The sequence below is a fragment of the Chroococcidiopsis sp. [FACHB-1243] genome (assembly GCF_014696895.1).
Taxonomy (GTDB): Bacteria; Cyanobacteriota; Cyanobacteriia; order Cyanobacteriales; family Chroococcidiopsidaceae; genus Chroococcidiopsis.
In genome coordinates, this window is the sequence record NZ_JACJQX010000024.1 from 50,845 (window position 1) to 68,209 (window position 17,365).

The 17,365-nt window shown below is 47.1% G+C and carries 12 protein-coding genes; 2 read left to right on the top strand and 10 right to left on the bottom strand.

All coding sequences use genetic code 11. The features are described from left to right. Positions 1-80 precede the first annotated feature (80 nt). On the bottom strand, positions 81-578 hold the full coding sequence (locus tag H6G17_RS18535) for an HNH endonuclease (RefSeq protein WP_015154299.1): 498 nt from the start codon (positions 576-578) through the stop codon (positions 81-83). A gap of 244 nt (positions 579-822) precedes the next feature. On the opposite strand from H6G17_RS18535, the gene alr reads away from it, so the two are divergent. Continuing rightward, positions 823-2,028 (top strand): alanine racemase, encoded by a 1,206-nt coding sequence (gene alr / locus H6G17_RS18540; protein WP_192159621.1) that lies wholly within the window; start codon positions 823-825, stop codon positions 2,026-2,028. 72 nt (positions 2,029-2,100) lie between these two features. Here the strand turns inward: alr and H6G17_RS18545 are convergent, their stop codons facing one another. The 9 genes from H6G17_RS18545 to purC all read right to left on the bottom strand — a co-directional run bounded on the left by H6G17_RS18545 (position 2,101) and on the right by purC (position 15,130). Continuing rightward, positions 2,101-3,381: a glycosyltransferase family 1 protein gene (locus H6G17_RS18545; RefSeq protein ID WP_192159622.1), complete on the bottom strand. Its 1,281-nt coding sequence runs from the start codon at positions 3,379-3,381 to the stop codon at positions 2,101-2,103. Positions 3,382-4,076: 695 nt separating this feature from the next. After that, a complete protein-coding gene (locus H6G17_RS18550; RefSeq protein WP_192159624.1) occupies positions 4,077-4,574 on the bottom strand; it encodes an RNA-binding protein in 498 nt (165 codons plus the stop codon). Positions 4,575-5,252: 678 nt separating this feature from the next. Beyond that, positions 5,253-7,421, bottom strand: a complete 2,169-nt coding sequence (locus H6G17_RS18555; RefSeq protein ID WP_192159626.1) for a M48 family metalloprotease — start codon at positions 7,419-7,421, stop codon at positions 5,253-5,255. 127 nt (positions 7,422-7,548) lie between these two features. Beyond that, entirely contained in the window at positions 7,549-8,790 is a 1,242-nt protein-coding gene (lpxB, locus tag H6G17_RS18560) for a lipid-A-disaccharide synthase (protein WP_192159627.1), read from the bottom strand. A 109-nt stretch (positions 8,791-8,899) separates the two neighbouring features. Beyond that, positions 8,900-9,733, bottom strand: coding sequence for an acyl-ACP--UDP-N-acetylglucosamine O-acyltransferase (lpxA, locus tag H6G17_RS18565; RefSeq protein WP_192159629.1), 834 nt, complete (start codon positions 9,731-9,733; stop codon positions 8,900-8,902). A 120-nt stretch (positions 9,734-9,853) separates the two neighbouring features. Beyond that, on the bottom strand, positions 9,854-10,390 hold the full coding sequence (gene fabZ / locus H6G17_RS18570) for a 3-hydroxyacyl-ACP dehydratase FabZ (protein WP_015154306.1): 537 nt from the start codon (positions 10,388-10,390) through the stop codon (positions 9,854-9,856). Between the two features lie 113 nt (positions 10,391-10,503). After that, positions 10,504-11,547, bottom strand: coding sequence for a UDP-3-O-acyl-N-acetylglucosamine deacetylase (lpxC, locus tag H6G17_RS18575; protein ID WP_242038477.1), 1,044 nt, complete (start codon positions 11,545-11,547; stop codon positions 10,504-10,506). Positions 11,548-11,551: 4 nt separating this feature from the next. Continuing rightward, entirely contained in the window at positions 11,552-14,140 is a 2,589-nt protein-coding gene (locus H6G17_RS18580; protein ID WP_192159631.1) for a BamA/TamA family outer membrane protein, read from the bottom strand. Between the two features lie 237 nt (positions 14,141-14,377). After that, positions 14,378-15,130 (bottom strand): phosphoribosylaminoimidazolesuccinocarboxamide synthase, encoded by a 753-nt coding sequence (gene purC, locus H6G17_RS18585; RefSeq protein ID WP_192159633.1) that lies wholly within the window; start codon positions 15,128-15,130, stop codon positions 14,378-14,380. A 491-nt stretch (positions 15,131-15,621) separates the two neighbouring features. Here purC and H6G17_RS18590 point away from each other — a divergent pair, with 491 nt between their 5' ends. Then, a complete protein-coding gene (locus tag H6G17_RS18590) occupies positions 15,622-17,337 on the top strand; it encodes a polysaccharide deacetylase family protein (RefSeq protein ID WP_347276449.1) in 1,716 nt (571 codons plus the stop codon). Positions 17,338-17,365 lie beyond the last annotated feature (28 nt).

Sequence of the window (17,365 nt, forward strand, 5' to 3'; positions counted from 1 at the left end):
CTACTCAATCCGGCGCTGGGATGAAATACAAATTCTATTTCTCATCATAGCTCTATAGCAACTATTCAGCCAGAGGTCGATTAAAGACCGATGACATACTTTTGCCACTCATCATGCAGACCGCTCTTGAGATGCTTGGTGACTTCAAAGTAGAGGCTGCTGTAAGGCTTGCGCGGCGGATGGCGCAGATGCATGTGTGCCTCAGATGGAGTGCGGCTACCTTTCTTGACGTTGCAGCGGACGCACGCAGTAACGATGTTTTCCCAAGTATCCATCCCGCCACGCGATCGCGGTAGGACGTGATCTAACGTTAAATCCTCCCCGATGTAGCCGCAGTATTGACAACTGTGACTGTCTCGATGGAGGATATTACGTCTGGTAAGGGGAATTTCTTTGTAAGGGACGCGAACGTAGTGACGCAGGCGGATGACAGTCGGCAAGGGAAACTCGGCGTAAATGACTTTGCCGTTGTGTTCGACTTGCTCCGCTTTGCCTTTAATTAGCAATACAATTGCCCGTCGCCAGCTCGTGATGTTAATCGGCTCGTAAGAGGCGTTCAGGACTAATACCTTAGCCATTGAGTATCGCAGCAGCCAACTTTTTTACAAGATATTAACATAATTACTCATATTTGCGTCATTTGTCATTAATTAAGTGGTGAGTGGTGCGTGGTAAGAAAAAAGAAACAAAATTGTACCATCTTGTGATAAAGCAAATATTTGCCTATATTAGACCTGCTTTGAAAATTGAAAGTCCGAGGGATTCGGAATTAGCTGGTAACTGGTAACTGGTAACTGGTCACTGAAAACAAGAGGAGTGGGGATGCTGAGTCAGGAGCAGAGTGAGAAGACGGTTTTTAGTAATGATGTCGTGGGTGGATTGCGTCAAAGAGCCTGGGTGGAAATCAATTTAGGTGCTTTAGCCGATAACGTGCGGCAACTCAAGGGCTTGCTAGCGGCTAAAACAGCTTTAATGGCGGTTGTGAAGGCAGATGCTTACGGTCACGGAGCGGTGACGGTGGCACGTACAGCTTTGAGTGCTGGAGCAAATTGGTTGGGTGTGGCAACTATACCGGAAGGAATTGAACTGCGCCAAGCAGGAATTGACGCGCCGATTTTGATTTTAGGTGCAACGCATACGCCGGAACAACTAAAGGCGATCGCCCACTGGCAACTTCAGCCAACGCTGTGCGACCCCAAACAAGCTTTGGTCTTCTCTGAAACTTTGGCTGCGACTACGGGTGGTAATTTACCAGTCCATGTCAAACTCGATACGGGAATGTCTCGCCTTGGACCCCTTTGGCAACAAGCAACAGAGTTCGTACAGCTAGTAAATTCTTTACCGCATTTGCAAATCGCTAGTATTTATTCTCACCTAGCAACGGCAGAAAACCCAGACCGCAGGATAATGGAGCAACAACAGCAGCGATTTGAAACTGCGATCGCACAGGTTCAAGCAGCTAGTATCTCTCTTCCATTGCTGCATTTAGCCAACTCAGCTGCTACTTTGACTAGCCCCGAGCTACATTACGATTTGGTACGTGTGGGGTTAGCAATGTATGGACTCTACCCAGCAGCTCATCTCAGCAGTTCTGTCCGGTTGAAACCCGTACTGCAAGTCAAAGCGCGAATTACACAGGTAAAAACTATCCCCCCCAATACAGGCGTGAGCTACGGGCATCATTTTGTCAGCGATCGCGAACTCCGCTTGGCTGTGGTGGGAATTGGTTATGCTGATGGCGTACCGCGCAATCTCTCTAACCGCATGGAGGCTCTGATTTGCGGTCGGCGCATCCCCCAAATTGGTGCTATTACTATGGATCAGTTAATGCTAGATGTGACGGCAATTCCAGATGTAGCAGTTGGAGAAGTCGTCACTCTCCTCGGACAAGAAGGTAAAGAACAAATTACTGCTGATGATTGGGCAGCAGTCTTAAAAACAATTTCTTGGGAAATCCTCTGCGGCTTTAAGCACCGTCTGCCTCGGGTTGCTGTGAATAGGGAGCAGGGAGCAGGGAGCAGGGAGTAGGAAAAGAGTGACGAGTGGCAATTGGCAAGGAAATTATCCACGCACCACGCACCACTCACCACGCACCACTCATTACGCGCTAATAGCTTTTTTCTTCGTGGGTACGACGGTTGATGTTTCTGTCATCAGTTTGGTGTAAAGCTCGCCTAGTTGTTTGGCGACTCCTTCCCAACTAAACATATCTTCTACCCGTTGTCTTGCTGATGAGCCGAGGCGATTTCGGAAGGCAGTATCGCTCAAGATTCGGTCAATAGCAACAGCAAAAGCTGCATCATCTTTAGGTGGAGCGAGTAAACCTGTCTCTTCTGGGACGACAGTAAATTGCAGTCCGCCGACATCGCTAGCCACCACTGGCGTACCGCTTGCCATTGCTTCAATGGCAACTAGACCAAATGGTTCGTAGTGACTGGGAACGATACAAACATCGGCAGCGGCGTAATAAACAGGTAGATCGATATCACCTAGCCGTCCGGGGAAGGAGGTAAAATCGCTCATCCCTAATTCTTTGACAATACCTTCAATGCGATCGCGCTCGATGCCATCGCTTTGTCCTGGGCGGCTACCACCACCGATAATCAGTTTGATGTCTTCTTTGCCACGCAATTGCAACTGGGCAACTGCTCGCACTAAAGTTTCAATTCCCTTGCGCTCGTCAAATCGTCCAACATAAAAGACAACTTTGCTTTGTGGAGGAATTCCTAACTGTTGTCTGGCAATTTTGCTGTCGATCGCGCCAAAGCGATGAATATCTGTACCGCAAGGAATAATGTCAATATTACCTTTGGTAGAGACATGCGATCGCATGTGTTCTTTTTCTTGCGGGCTAGTGGCAACAATCCGCTCGGCTGTTTCTAGTACCCTTTTTTCGACTTCCAGCCGCTTCGAGGCAATCAGCGGTACGGTTGCAACCGACTTATATTTAATTGCGCCTAAAGAGTGATATGTATGGACTTGTTTGATGGATTGGGCTTTCTTCAATTCCATGCCCACCCAGCTAGAAATCCAGTAGTTGGTATGCACTAGAGGATATCGATAACCAGTTTGCTGTTGATACTGGAGGAATGCTTCGACAAACTCCGAGGCATAACCAAAAATATTGTCCCTCGGAACGAATTCCTCAGGACCAGCGGTTAAGCGAATTGTCCGACAATTCTCGCTATGTTCGACGATCTTTGCTTGTTCGGCGCTAGCTTTGCGGGTAAACATATCAACCTGCCATCCTAGTTTACCCAATGCTTCACCCACTTGGCGGACATAAACGTTCTGCCCTCCAGCTTCTTCTTTCCCAATCTCAATCGCAGGGTCGCCGTGGACTGAAATTAGGGCAATTCGCTTTTGATTTTTGTTGTTCATAGCTTTGTGGCTATTGAATTTGCACCGTAACAGGGGTGAATGTAAGGAGACTTTACAAAGGCTTCTGTCTTTACCCCTAAAGTTTATTAAGTTTAATTTACAGAATACCACACGCGATCGCATCCTCTAGGTGGATGAATTGCCATACATACAAATCTTCCTTAGGGATTATCCGCTCCAAAAGATAGATTTCTACTGTTACTTTTTATTGATGACAGTTAGGTATGTCGACAAATAGTTAAGAAAGGTTGCATGACTGCAAGTTCTCTCTATCTAAAGCACAGCTTCAATTAGTTATTGTTGGCAAAAGTTAACTTACAAGCGAGTTTTTTCTATGAGATTAAGTATAAAAACCACTAAGTATATGAGCAAAACTTCCGGTTAGTTTTGTATAATTTTTGACTTAATATATAAGTTTATTTTCTATATGGTATTTAAATATTTAATTGGATACATTCAATATCCGACTTTTTCCATATGCTTCTGAAGCGATCGCGCAGCACATTTTCACCCAAAAGATTCTGAGGCAAGGTTGAGTTGATGCCGCAGTCACTCTAACAACTAGAACACCCACTCAGAGAGTATAGGGGGAGAGTAGGAGTGCAGATGAGAAACAGCTGACAACTATTCGCTAATCGTCAACCGCTAATTGCAAACAATCCTTGACTCCCAACACCTAACCCTCAATTAAATGCCTATCCATTAGTAGTTTGAGCTGCCAACATCTGTTTCAGCTTTTCGAGTTCAGAAGCCCAACGAGGATCGGGACGAATTCCCTCAGCATCAGACGAGCCTGTAGAAGTTCCGGCAGAACCACCACGACGAGGTTTTTTCCCACTACGCTTATTGCCACCGCTTTTTTCTGCGTTGCTGCTAACAGGAACATCTCCAGTATTAGCACTACTAGCAACAGGGGCTTGATCTTCTTCTTCTTGACCTTTGTTACGAGGCAACGCCTTCTCAATCTTTAGTGGCGTTTCCTTAAACATATAGCCGTTATATTTCTCGATGATTTCGTCTGCTTGCTCGTCATTATTGACAGTAACAAAACCAAAACCACGGCACTTTCCGGTCTTGCGGTCTTTAATGACTTTTGTAGTCACGTTACTACCCGCATCAGCAAAAACCGCTTGCAACTCTTGCCGATCGACTTCATCTTTTGGCAAATTACCAATGTATAAACGGACTGGCATGAAATGTACCTCTCAACTTGGATGCAATTAAGGTTGTTAACAAAATTTCTGACAGGAGGGTGAGGTGAATAGTGGCAAGAATCGCCGCAAACCGTCGTCAACTAACTTTTGCCTTAAACTGTCAACTTCTAAAATCCAATTCATTGTATTGGCAAAGACTGATAAGTTTATCATGCTACGGTACGATCTAAAAGCTTGACTGCGCAGTTTTGGCGGTTAGATCGCAACGGCGTTTGACTCCTGATGATATTTCCGATCGCCTGGAAAGTTGACACCATCTTCTAAAATATCACGGTTGACACTATAGATATTGTTTTCAAAATAGATTTGTGCTTATTGTCAGTTTTTTAACTTCGGATCGGCTATTGAGTACAGAAATGCGATACCTGTCTCACTGACTCCTGAAATAAAAACCAGCCTGTGGCTGGTCTAGCTGTTGCTGTGTTGGAAGGAGAAAAACCTGACCCAAATTAACCGAAGCGTAAGACGTTATGTCGCTTTAACTTGCAGCTAGATCTGGACTTTAGTTGTTTATGTAAATAAATGTAACATAAACAACTAGGATTTTGCAATTAATCTTTACATTATTGGTTGGTAATTGGTAGTTGGTAGTTGGTAATTGGTTGTTATTCTCCTCTGCTCCCTGCTCCCTGCTCTCTGATAACTAATAACTGATAATTAATAACTGCCTCCCTTTACAATGACGTACACGCCCCAAATTGTAGCGGCGATCGCCAGTGCGATCGACCAACCCTGATGGCTGCTGGTACTGGTTTTACCGGCTTGAGTTCGTAAAATTTCAATATCGATCCAAGCCGTAGCCCCACGGCGGAACCAGCCTGTTAAAATAACATGCCTTCCAATTAAATCGGTAGGGTCGGTAGAGGGTCTAAGCAAAAGACAGCCGAGGGGTCCCAGCCAAGAAGCATGATGCAGCTTGACTAAGCCAGTTGGTAAATGCAGCAGTAAATCTTGTCCGAACCAGTTGCCAATACCGCGCCGTCCTAACAACTTACCTTGGAGGCGGAGAGGCTGCGGGACAACTGGTAATAAATCGGGATTAGACAACAGCTCGGCAAGATTGGGACGATTTAACAAGCTAGTAGACTTTATTTCTGGAAATAAAGCATTTAGCCGCAGAAAAATACCGAGGCTCAAGCCAATCGCCAAGCTACCGCGCACGATCCACCAATCACCCCACATCCAAGCTAAGTAAGGATTACCCAACCAGTAACCGCCGAGCCATCCAATCAGCCACATAAAACTGCTAAAAGCAGCACCGAGGAGAACTCCTAAGTAAGGAGAAACTTGTAATAATAGCGAGTCGTGAAGAAAGAAGGGTGTGGGGAGAATTCGGAATTCAGAATAACGCTTCGCTTCGCCTTCGGCTGACGGAATTCGGAATTGGCGATCGCTCCTCTGCTCTGTTCCCTGACTCCCCGGTAAATTTAATTCAGTATCCAAGCGCCAAAAGTGGGCAATTTGATTCAGCCGTTGGAGGCGATCGCCCATTGAGGGATGAGCTTGGTTGATGCTAAGCCAGTAGCGCAAAGGATTCGTGCAGTCCCAGGCTAAAGCTACTTCTAATTCGGGTAATGAATGTAGATTGCTCAGGGCGATCGCTTGTTTGTAACTGATAATTGTGAGTAAGTCCCAACCTTCTAGCAACCAACTGGTATGTCCTTGCTGTTGAATATCTTGAGCCACACCACGGGCAATTTTGAGTATGGCGCGACTGAGGGCGTTAGGATTGCCAGTTAATTCTGCGGCAAGGCGATCGCTGTAGTATATGCGTAACTGAGAGAGCCAAAACGCAGGTAAACGCAGAAGCAACCAAAGTCCATAAGCAAAGTTAGCGGCGATCGCGATAAAGGCTTGGAGAGTTTTATTCGATATCTTGTTGCCCCGCTGCGATAACTGGGAATAGGTTATGTAGGGTAACTGAGTAACTAATAAAAATAGAGATAAAACGATAAAATCCCAATTAGCTATCTGCCCTAATTGTGTTGCATAGATAGCGGCAATTTCATCATCTGCGAGTTGCTCTAGCAGACCTTGACTTACGACTATTCTTGCCGTGCGGCGCAGGTTGCCATAAGTGAAAATAAGCGGCACGGCTGTAGGTAGCACGCGCAACTGAGGTAAACGATAGTGGTGCTGGCGACAAGAGCGCTGTAGCAGCCTGCTAGCTTCTGGGCTAGAAATTTCCAAAGTTTCCAGAGATAGGTGTTGAAGCCCGTGCCACCATCTCAGTAACCTATCTATCAACCAAGGGGATAGGGCTAGCAACAGCACCAATACGAATACGATCTTGGTAGTATGGTCGTGATAGAACGGCTGAAACGGTTCTAGATAGGGGAGTTTTACCAATAAATCGTTAGTCAATCTCATCGCCAACTCAATGAGTTGTTGGATCGACCAAAATAGAGCGATCGCGCTACCGCACTGTAACAACCAAAATGGAATCAAATTAATAGTTGGTAATGGCTGCCAGCGTTGCGCTCTTGGTACTTGCTTGAATTGGAAGGGAGTCGGAAAAGTTTGAATTGGAGAGTTTGAATTTTGAATTTTAAATTGTAAATCCTCCTTATCTCCCTTGTCTCCCAACTCCCCTAACTTCCCCACCAGCTCTCTGACTTGGGGGTTACTGCTTTTCGCTAAGAGTTGGCACAAGGAGAGTAAGTATTCAACATCGCTATTAGGAGTAGCTGGCTGAGTCTGTTGCTCGGTGATGGAGATATTCTCTGTCTGACAAAGTATTTCTAAATGAGCGATCGCTCCTTGATAGTCTTCTTGTTGGAGTGCTGTTTTTGTTGCTGCTAGCAACATTTCAGGATCGCCAGTCATAGCCATAAACCATAAAATTTCATGCTCTCACCGATCGCCAATACCTTATCGCCACCGATTCTGGCACAATCAGCCAGATATGAGTAGAAACTGCGTGAGGAGAATTCGGAATTCGGGGATCGCGGAATTAATTTTGAATTTTGGATTTTGAATTGCCTCTCTTCCCCTTGCTCCCTGCTCCCTGCTCTCTGCTCCCTACTAAAAGCATTTGCAATATCTCTGTAGCAGCACGATCGCCTACGCCTGTTTCTCCTAGAAGCGATCGCATTTGCTGATAGTCTGTTAAAACTTGCTGGCGGCGAGTTGGGTTGAGCAGCAATTCTAAAGCTTGTTGGGTAATATTTTCCGGTGTGGCTCGATCTTGAAGTAACTCTGGGACGATCTCGCGATCGACAACTAAGTTCGGTGGCGAAATCAAGGGTAAGTTAATTTTGAGGAGATTGCGGGCGATCCACGCTGTAAATTGACTGACGCGATAAATTACGACTTGTGGCACGTCTAACAAGGCAATTTCTAGATTGACCGTGCCAGATTTAGTAATTGCTAAGTCAGCTGCCGCGATCGCCTCTAAAGTTTGACCGGAAAGTATAGTTGCTTGTAAGCCGTAATCTTTTACTGCTTGGGCGATCGGTTGGCGATAGATTTCTAAAGATAGGGGAATCCAAAAACGTACTTGTGGTAGTTTTGCCTGAATTGCTTTTGCTGCTTGAAACATTGCTGGCAGCAGATATTTTAATTCTTGGTGACGAGAGGCAGGAATTAACGCTACGCTCAAAGCCTCTGGTGCAATACCTAGCTTAGCCCTTGCTACTTCGCGACTAGGTGCTGCCTGCACGCGATCGAGTAGAGGATGCCCTACCCAAGTAACTGACACGCCCAAGAGTTCAAAATAACTGGCTTCTGCGGGAAATATTGCCAACAACCGATCCGTCATCTTGACTAAGCGATCGATTTCTCCCCGATTAGACCACCAAACCCACATTTGGGGAGCAATAAAATACACGATTGGAACTTGGGGAAAAGTTCGCCGGATGTAGCTACCTAAAGCCAGATTGGGTCCGGCATAATCTATGAGTACGACAAGATCGGGGGGATGTTGTTGAAGATACTGTTTAGTTTGGCTTTGAATTTTGAGCGTAGGCAAGACAAACGGGATTGCTTCCCAGACAGTACCAACAGAGCCAATGCTAGCAGTATTAGCCAAAAGACGAGCGCCAGCTGCTGCCATGCGATCGCCTCCCAAGGCAACAATTTCTAGAGGCAGATTGCGAGCGCGGCTTTGACGGTGCAATGCTTCTACAAGTAAAGCTCCTTGAAGATCGCCCGAAACTTCGCCCGTACTAATGAAAATTCTTTGGTGCTTGGTCATTAGTCATCGGTCATTTGTCATTTGATAAGTTGTTAGCTGTTAGTTGTTGGTTGTCAATTGTGTTTTAACTTTTAACTTTTGACTTTTAACTTTTGACTTTTGACTTTGCCTAACATATTTCCTCGTCACTGTTAGGCAATTGTCGCCCAGGAATGGAACCGCGTCTGGGTTTCATCTGGGACATTCGCAGAAATTGCAACAGATGCTGTACGTGTTCGTTATCTGCAATTAGCTCTAATTGTTCCAAAGCTTGAGTGAGAGTGAAATCGGAACGATAGAGAATGCGAAAAGCTTTTTTCAGGGAACTATAGACTTGCCCTTGTTCTGCTTGGGCAATACCAGCGCGTTTAATGCCTACAATGTTAAGCGATCGCACTCGTGCGGGATTGCCTTCTACCAACATATAGGGTGGCACGTCCCTAGCGATACGACTCATACCACCCACCATTGCTAGTCTGCCGATATGCACAAATTGATGTACGCCCAAAACTCCGCTGATTGTGGCGCGTGATTCAATGTGGATGTGTCCGGCTAGAGCCACACCATTTGCGATCGTCACAGAGTCTTCAATGATACAGTTATGACCTACATGAGCATAAGCCATTAATAAGTTATTGTTACCTATAATTGTGGCTTCTCCGGTACGAGTGGCGCGGTTGATGGTGACGTACTCGCGGATACGATTGCCGTCGCCAATTTTTACCATTGAGGAACCGCCATCGTACTTAAGGTCTTGTGGTTCTAGCCCAATTGCCGCTCCCGGAAAAATTTGATTTCTCGCCCCAATTTCTGTTGGTCCCTCCAACACAACATGAGCGCCAATGGTAGTTTCGGGACCAACTTTGACTTCCCGACCAATAACCGCGTAGGGACCTACCTCTACAGTCGGGTGTAGTTCTGCTCCTGGATGGATTGCAGCAGTATGATGAATGAGTGTTTTCAAGGATGCATCTCCAATCGAGGCGCTAGAAAATCAGTTGTCAGTGAAGAAAGGGAGCAGAGAGAGATCGAGCAGGGAGCAGGGAAAATGCCTTTTGACTTCTGACTTCTGACTTCTGCTAAATTACTCTACAAGGGAAAAGAGTAATTCACCTTCTGCTGCGAGTTGACCGTCAACTTCAGCACGGGCTTGCATTCTCCCAAAACGACGACGCTTTACCCACAACAGTTCCACTGTCATCACCAACTGATCTCCTGGAGTTACTTGTCGCCGAAACCTAACTTTATCCATGCCAGCAAACACAAACAAATTGCCGTCCATTTCTTGCATTTGAGTTAACACGACTCCACCGACTTGTGCCATAGCTTCTACAATCAAAACTCCAGGCATCAATGGTCTTTGGGGAAAATGTCCCTGAAAATGAGGTTCGTTGAAAGTCACGTTTTTGATCCCAACCGCTCTTTTCCCTGGGATGTACTCAATAATTCTATCTACCAGGGCAAAAGGATAGCGATGAGGCAAAAGTGCATGAATTTGCTCGACTGTGAGGGTTGTTTTCTCTGGGGTAGGAGTAACTTCAGTTTGACGATCGAGATGCTGGAGATTAGCATCATCGCTAGCAGGAGAATCTGGGGAATTAACTTGGATCAGGGTTGACATGGCTGAATTTCTCAAAGATCGGGGCTGTGCAGAGCAGGGAGTAGGGAGCAGGGAGCAGGGAGCAGGGGAGTTATGGCTTTCAACTTCTGACTTCCGACTTCCGACTTCCAACTTCATGATTTCATTTTTTGCTCCAGCAGTTGGGCAAGTTGAACGTGTAGTTTGTGGCTTGCTTTATAAGCAAGGAAATGAGCGTTGGGGAATGTCCCCAGTAAGCACAAATCTCCCACTAAATCTAAAATTTTATGACGTGCTGGTTCATTTGCAAATCTCAATGGTGGATTCAGCCATGATTGGGGGGTACAAACAATAGCATTTTCTAGACTTCCACCTTTAATTAACCCTTGCGATCGCAAGAATTCGATCTGGGTTGCCAAACCGAAAGTGCGTGCTGGGGCAATTTCTGCCGCAAATGTAGATGTATTATACGTCCAACTATGCCACTGATTGCCGATCGCCTCAGTCTCAAAGTCAATTCCGTAAGTAAAGCGGGTTTCTGGTGCGGGCAAAGCTGCGACAAAAGTATCGCCTTCGCGTACCCAAACGGGTTCTAGTAATTGGGGGACAATAATAGGCGCTGGCAGAGGCGATCGCCCAACTTTGGCGATCGCCTCTGCCCAAATGCGAGCCGAACCGTCTAACAACGGCACTTCTGCTGCGTCAATTTCAATCCTGGCATGATCGACTCCACTACCTGCTAGAGCTGCTAGCAAATGTTCTACGGTGCGAACGGATGCTGCTCCGGCTTCGAGCTGCGTTGAAAGTACGGTTTGACTAACAGCCTCAACGCGAGCAGGAATTCTGGGCTGATTTGGTAAATCGACCCGCACAAAATAGCGCCCTTCCCCCACTGCGGCGGGTAAAATGCGAACTTGGCTAGTCTCTCCACTATGCAATCCTACTCCCGATTGACCGATCGTACCTGCGAGAGTATGTGGGGTGTGGGGGAGCCAGTGCGTTGCGGGAGGTCGGTGCGTTGCGGGGGTGGCGCGATCGCGAACTTCGTCGCCCCCCGTTGTAGCAACCGACCGTAGGGTTTCCCCCGTTGAAGCAACTGGCGTTGTGGAGTGTGGGGTGTGGGAATTTTGGATATTGAATTGATTTTCCCCTTTGCTCCCCTGCTCCTCTGCTCCTCTGCTCTCCTGCCTCCTCTCCATATGCTTAAAATTTCTCCCCAATGCCAAACTGAATGCGGCTGTCGCCGTCGCTGTTCAAGCCGTAGTCTAAGCGCAGGGGTCCCAAGGGAGAATTGACTCGCACGCCAACACCGTAGCCGACGCCCGTACCTGGTTTATCGAGTAGAATTGCTGGTTCTCCAGGTACGTTACCTGCCGTGCCTAAATCGGAGCCGAAATCGACAAATAGAGCGCCACCGACAACCGAGAAAATCGGGAAGCGATACTCGGCTGTAGCAGTGACAAAACTGCGTCCGCTGCCTAATTCTCCTTCTCCGTAACCCCGTACCGAGTTACTACCACCAATGGAAAAGGCTTCGTAAGGAGGTAGATCGCCAATGACCGTTCCAGCTTGAATATTAAAAGCTAAAGTTTCCGGTCCTTCATTGAAACTAGTAAAGTTGACCGGAATGTATTGACTGTAGCTACCCCGCAATCGATTCAGGAGAATGCTACCGCTACCGATAGGAATCGATTGCTCTACACCCAACCGCAGGAAAGAACCGTCAGTAGGTGTCGTGATGTTATTTCGGAGATCGCGCACTGCTCCTAACTGTACGGTGAGCAAATCGTCTGAACCGTCGTCAGAAAAACTCAAGGGGATATCTTCTCTACCGTTAAATCTACCTTCTGGCGTGACTTCACCATCATCATCGCGGATGGAAATACGCTGATATTGCAAGCCTGCGGATGCCGTCCATTCCGACCGAGCCAAGGGATTGCGAGACAAAGGGCGGGTAAAGGTAACGCCGCCACCTTGTCGCCGTACGCGGGGACGCACGCCATCATCGAGGTCGCCTACCTCGATATTCTCGTCATCTCCATCAAAAATCAGCGAAATCGATCGCCGCTGGAATAAGTTGACTGTATAGGAAGTTCTGTAGGGGTCTCCAGCAATCCAGGGGTCTGTGAACCGAAGATCGAACAGCAACTCGCTCCGTTCCGTACCAACCTGCAACTCTGCCCCTAGCTTTTGGTTATTGCCACCCAAATTGTTTTGTTGAAAGCTGACTGCTCCAAACAAGCCACTAGCAGAGCTAATACCACCGCTCAATCCCAAACTACCGCTGCGGCGTTCGTCCACGTTCAGCACGACAATCACTTTCCGGGGGTCTTGACCGGGGTTGAGGGCAACGTTTACGTCTTCAAATATCCCTAATCCGTAAACTCGCTGCAAGTCGCTTTGAACCACGTTGCGATTGAATACGTTATTGGGCTTCAGGGCGAGTTCTCTCGTGATGATAAAATCTCGCGTCCGACCGCGAATTGGTTTGCCTTCATCGTCGGTCGCTTCGCCTTCCCGCACGAAACGGACTTGGATATCTTCAACAACCCCTTCCGATACTTGGAGCGTGACTGTGCCGTCGGGTGCAACTTGGGGCGCGGCAATCACTTGTGCTAAAACATAACCATTTTTCTGATACCACTGGTTGAGCTGCTTAATTCCTTCCTGCAAGCGGCGGAAATTCAGAATGCTGCCGTACTGCGGCTTGAAAGTATCCTCAACTAATTTGGGAGGCAAGACAGACGGAACATTTGTACCAGGGTTAGGTTCGATTTGAACTCGCTGAAGGGTTGGGTTGGGTTGCACGATGTAAGCCACTCGCACGCCCAAGGGTGTATCTTCCGGTATAGCCCGAACGTTGGCGAAAAAGCCTGTCGCAAAAATGGCGTTGATATCTTCTTGTAATTGCGATCGCGTCGTCGTTCGCCCTGGAGCGGTACGAATTGCTTGGTAAACTTCGTTTTGTAATTCTTCAGTCAAAGTGCCAGTTTCGCTACTCACAGCGACTTCTGCGACAAGAACTCTAGGTTCTGCGGCTTCGGGTTGAGTTTCTGGCGTGGGTTGAGTTTCTCCTGGTGTTCCTGGCTGAGTTGGCGTAGGTGGTAGAGCGTCTGTTGGCGGTTGGGTTTGTTCTGGTGCTGGAGTGGATGGAGGAATAGGTGGATTTGGTCGATCGGGAACGCTTCCTGGTGCAGGTGCGCCGTTGGGAGTCACGGGAACTTGAATGCGATTGGGTGTTTCTTGCTGCGGTAGAGATTCCGTACCTGGAGCCGGTTGTACTGGTACTGTTGGCGGCGTGGCTGGTTCTGTCGTTGGTGCGGCAGGATTATCAGAATCCGGTGCTGGCTGACGATCGCGGTTAATCGGAATTTCAAGTCCTCTGGGGGTCTCGTCCTGCGAGTCGAGTTGGGCGATCGCTCGCGTTTTGAGTGCCGCTGCGCCATGCTCTGTCAGATGGCGATCGCTACGATTTGTACTTGGTTTTAGAGAAAAGCTTTCTTTAGCTGCTAATTTTTTTGCTGCTAATTTTGGTGTTGCTGTTACAACCTTTTCTCCCTTTAAGCTGGCGATTAACACTTGACGTGAAGAAGTCGGAGAATTCCGAATTCCGGCAATTTCAGAATTATTTTTGACTTTTAATTTTTGACTTTTGACTTTAAATTGTTTTCCTTGCTCCTCTGTCGCGCTTCGATTAGCAGGAGTTGCATACGTTGCTGGCATTTGCACCAGCATAACTTGCCGAAAGCTCGCGATCGCCGCGATCGCCACCCATACACGAAATAAACGCATTTTGTTTCACCTATTTAGCACGTCCGCACACCAATAAAAGTTTGTCACTCGTCATTTGTCATTTGTCATTTGGTAGTTGACGGTTGACTGTTGACGGTTAGCAATTGTTTGCTCCTCTCTTCCTCTGCTTCCTTGTCTCCCTTGTCTTCCTTGTCTCCCACTTCCGACTCCCCTGTACGGGCGGTTTAGCAAAGAGTTTAACAGCTAAAGCCTTAGATTTTTGGTCAAAACCCGCCCCTACGACTCCCGACTCTCGCCTCCCCCATCAGCTTGAGCTAAAACGCGACGCAGCACCTCTTGGTAGGCGGTTTCGACATTGCCTAAGTCGCGACGGAAACGGTCTTTATCCATCACTCGCCGATTGGGGTCTGTTTCAGCTACGTCCCATAAGCGACAAGTATCGGGGCTAATTTCATCACCCAGTCGTAACTGTCCCTGAGCATCGTACCCAAACTCTAGCTTGAAGTCTACCAGGGTCAGATCGCAACGCTGGAAAAATTCGCCTAGATAGCGATTAATTTGCTGAGCCATTTGTTGTAACTGGTTGACTTGTTCTGAAGTTGCCAGCTCCAACAGCAAGAGGCGATCGCTCGTCAATAAGGGATCTCCTAAACTATCGTTTTTGTAATAAAACTCTACCAACGGCTGTTTCAAAACTGTCCCCAGAGGTAATCCTGTTTGTTGACAGAGACTCCCTGCGGCAATGTTCCTGACGACCACCTCTAACGGCAAGATTTGCAATCGCCTGACGTGCATTTGATTGGCACTGATGCTTTCCAGCCAGTGTGTCGGAACGCCTTGCTTTTCTAGATACTGAAACAGCACGGTGGAGATGGTGCAGTTAATCTCTCCTTTGCCGACAATACTGCCTCGCTTTTGAGCATTAAAAGCAGTGGCATCGTCTTTGAAATGTGCCAGTAATATTTCTGGCTCTGTTGTCGTGTAAACAATTTTTGCTTTGCCTTCGTAGAGCAGCGATCGTGCAACCATTTCAGGATTACTCTTGATTAGCGTTCTAGCTTGCCAGGTACAGGCTTAATCATTTTAGCCACTATTGGACACTTAAATGAGGAGTCAGGGAATGAGTTGACACTTAACAGTTATCAGTTATCTCTTCCCCGACTCCCAACTCCCGACTCCCGACTCCCAGCCAGCATTTGCAGTAACTTAAAGCTGCCTTAGCTGAGACTTAAGCAGTAGATATTAGACTTTTAATGCATTGTTATTAGGGTGTAATTGTCTCACTTTTTGAAATGGCTTACACTTGGCTAAAACTTTATTGGCTCAGAATCTAAGAGTTTCGCTCGTTTTTATAAATACCCATGTCGCCAACTCGCCTACATCTGTTTTTTGCTGCTCGACATTTCAGATGCGTACTGTCAAAACTCTCCTACAAGAGATCCCCCCTAGCCCCCCTTCAAAAGGGGGGTTGGAGGGATATCGCCTGGAAACTACTCCTGTCAGTAACGCTGGCTTTTCCCGTGCTGCTTTTTGCAACTGAAGCTCAAGCGCAAGAAAAGCAAAACAATTCCTCTAAGTCAGCACCGTCTTTAAGTCATTGTCAGCAAGCTTCACCTTATGGAACCGAACTTACTAGTTTGGCAACTCAGTTGCTTCAGACGACAAATTGGACAGAGGATAAAACCAAGCTCTTTGAGTTTCTTAGCTTGAAGCTGGGACCACAATTAGCTGCCTATTTCAACTCCAGCCCTTACCCCAATATCAACGAAAGGGCAAAATTGGCAAAGGTTCCCATCTTGATGTATCACGACATCTTACCCAAAAAACAAGTCTTTTTTGATGTCACACCCCAAGAATTCGAGCAGCATCTTCAATTTATTAAAAAACAGGGTTTTACCCCCATCAGTTACAACCAACTGGTTATTCATCTGCGGACGGGTTTACCCTTGCCAGAAAAACCGATTATGTTAACGTTTGATGACGGCTATGGGGGACATTACGAATACGTTTATCCGCTTCTAAAAAAATATGGCTATCCAGCCGTGTTTTCTATTTATACTTCTGGGGTAGGCAACAACGTCGGTAGAAGTCATGTCAGTTGGGAACAACTGAAGGAAATAGCAGCCGATCCGTTGATAACTATTGCGGCTCACAGCGTTACCCATCCTGAAGATTTGCGCCGCCTGTCCGACGACAAACTCCAAATGGAAGTGACTGAATCTAAACAGATTTTGGAAAATAAGCTAGATATACCAATCCGCTATTTTGCGTATCCGGCTGGTAGGTATAACCAAAAAGTTGCCGCAGCAGTCAAGAAAGCTGGTTATCTGTCGGCGCTGACGATGAACGACAACGACGAACGCTTTGCTGGCGACTCGGAAAGTTTACTTGCCATCGGTCGCTTCGGTCAATCTAACTTAGCACGGGCGATCGCCAACCCAGAATCTAGCATTCTCTCTCAAGCTTCAGGTGGCATGAAAATTTCCAACTGGGGGGGAGAATTTGATTTTTCTGCCAATGTCACCTTCAACAAAACCACCATCGATCGCACCTACTTGTTATTAATTTCTGGTGGTAGACCAATAACGATCCATGCGAAAAGCCGCTACCAAGTACCAGAGATTTTAGCCGATACTGCCGCAGTTGCGGGCGTAGATGGGGGCTTTTTCTCGCTCAAAGTCCTCAATTCTAACGTGATGGTCGGTCCCGTATTGAGTCAAAAAGCGAGTCATTTTATCCCAGGTAACGCTGGTGAAAATCCTCTGCTTGCGGGTAGACCCTTGGTATTAATTGGTACTCAAGCAGTTAAATATATTCCCTTCGATCCCTTCTTACACAACACGTTAGAAGGAATCCAGGCGGAGATGTCAGACGTAACAGATGCTTTTGTCGCTGCTGCTTGGCTGGTAAAAGACGGACAACCGCGATCGCGAGAGTCTTTTGGTAACTTATTTGGTTTCGATGCGGCGCGTCGTCGGGCTTTTTGGGGAATTAACCAGGCAGGACAGCCCACAATTGGCGTGGCTCCGAGAAATGTCGATGCTGTCAAGCTGGGTGCAGTATTAGCTAAAGCTGGGTTGCGAGATGCGGTGATGCTCGACTCCGGCGACAGTTCCTCTCTTGCTTATAAGGGTGAATTATTAGTCCCTTATACGCCCCGTCCCGTGCCTCACGTCGTCGCCCTGCTGCCACCAGACGGAGAAGAGAAAGCTAGTTGTTTGGTAGTGAAACGATGAATTTACATGTAGAGACGTTACATGTAAC

Excerpts from the sequence above, each read along its gene's own strand:
- alr (WP_192159621.1), top strand. The coding sequence starts at position 823 with ATGCTGAGTCAGGAGCAGAGTGAGAAGACGGTTTTTAGTAATGATGTC.
- fabZ (WP_015154306.1), bottom strand. The coding sequence starts at position 10,390 with ATGTCAACCCTGATCCAAGTTAATTCCCCAGATTCTCCTGCTAGCGAT.
- lpxB (WP_192159627.1), bottom strand. The coding sequence starts at position 8,790 with ATGACCAAGCACCAAAGAATTTTCATTAGTACGGGCGAAGTTTCGGGC.
- purC (WP_192159633.1), bottom strand. The coding sequence starts at position 15,130 with ATGGTTGCACGATCGCTGCTCTACGAAGGCAAAGCAAAAATTGTTTAC.
- H6G17_RS18535 (WP_015154299.1), bottom strand. The coding sequence starts at position 578 with ATGGCTAAGGTATTAGTCCTGAACGCCTCTTACGAGCCGATTAACATC.
- lpxC (WP_242038477.1), bottom strand. The coding sequence starts at position 11,547 with ATGGAGAGGAGGCAGGAGAGCAGAGGAGCAGAGGAGCAGGGGAGCAAA.
- H6G17_RS18580 (WP_192159631.1), bottom strand. The coding sequence starts at position 14,140 with ATGCGTTTATTTCGTGTATGGGTGGCGATCGCGGCGATCGCGAGCTTT.
- H6G17_RS18545 (WP_192159622.1), bottom strand. The coding sequence starts at position 3,381 with ATGAACAACAAAAATCAAAAGCGAATTGCCCTAATTTCAGTCCACGGC.
- H6G17_RS18550 (WP_192159624.1), bottom strand. The coding sequence starts at position 4,574 with ATGCCAGTCCGTTTATACATTGGTAATTTGCCAAAAGATGAAGTCGAT.
- H6G17_RS18555 (WP_192159626.1), bottom strand. The coding sequence starts at position 7,421 with ATGACTGGCGATCCTGAAATGTTGCTAGCAGCAACAAAAACAGCACTC.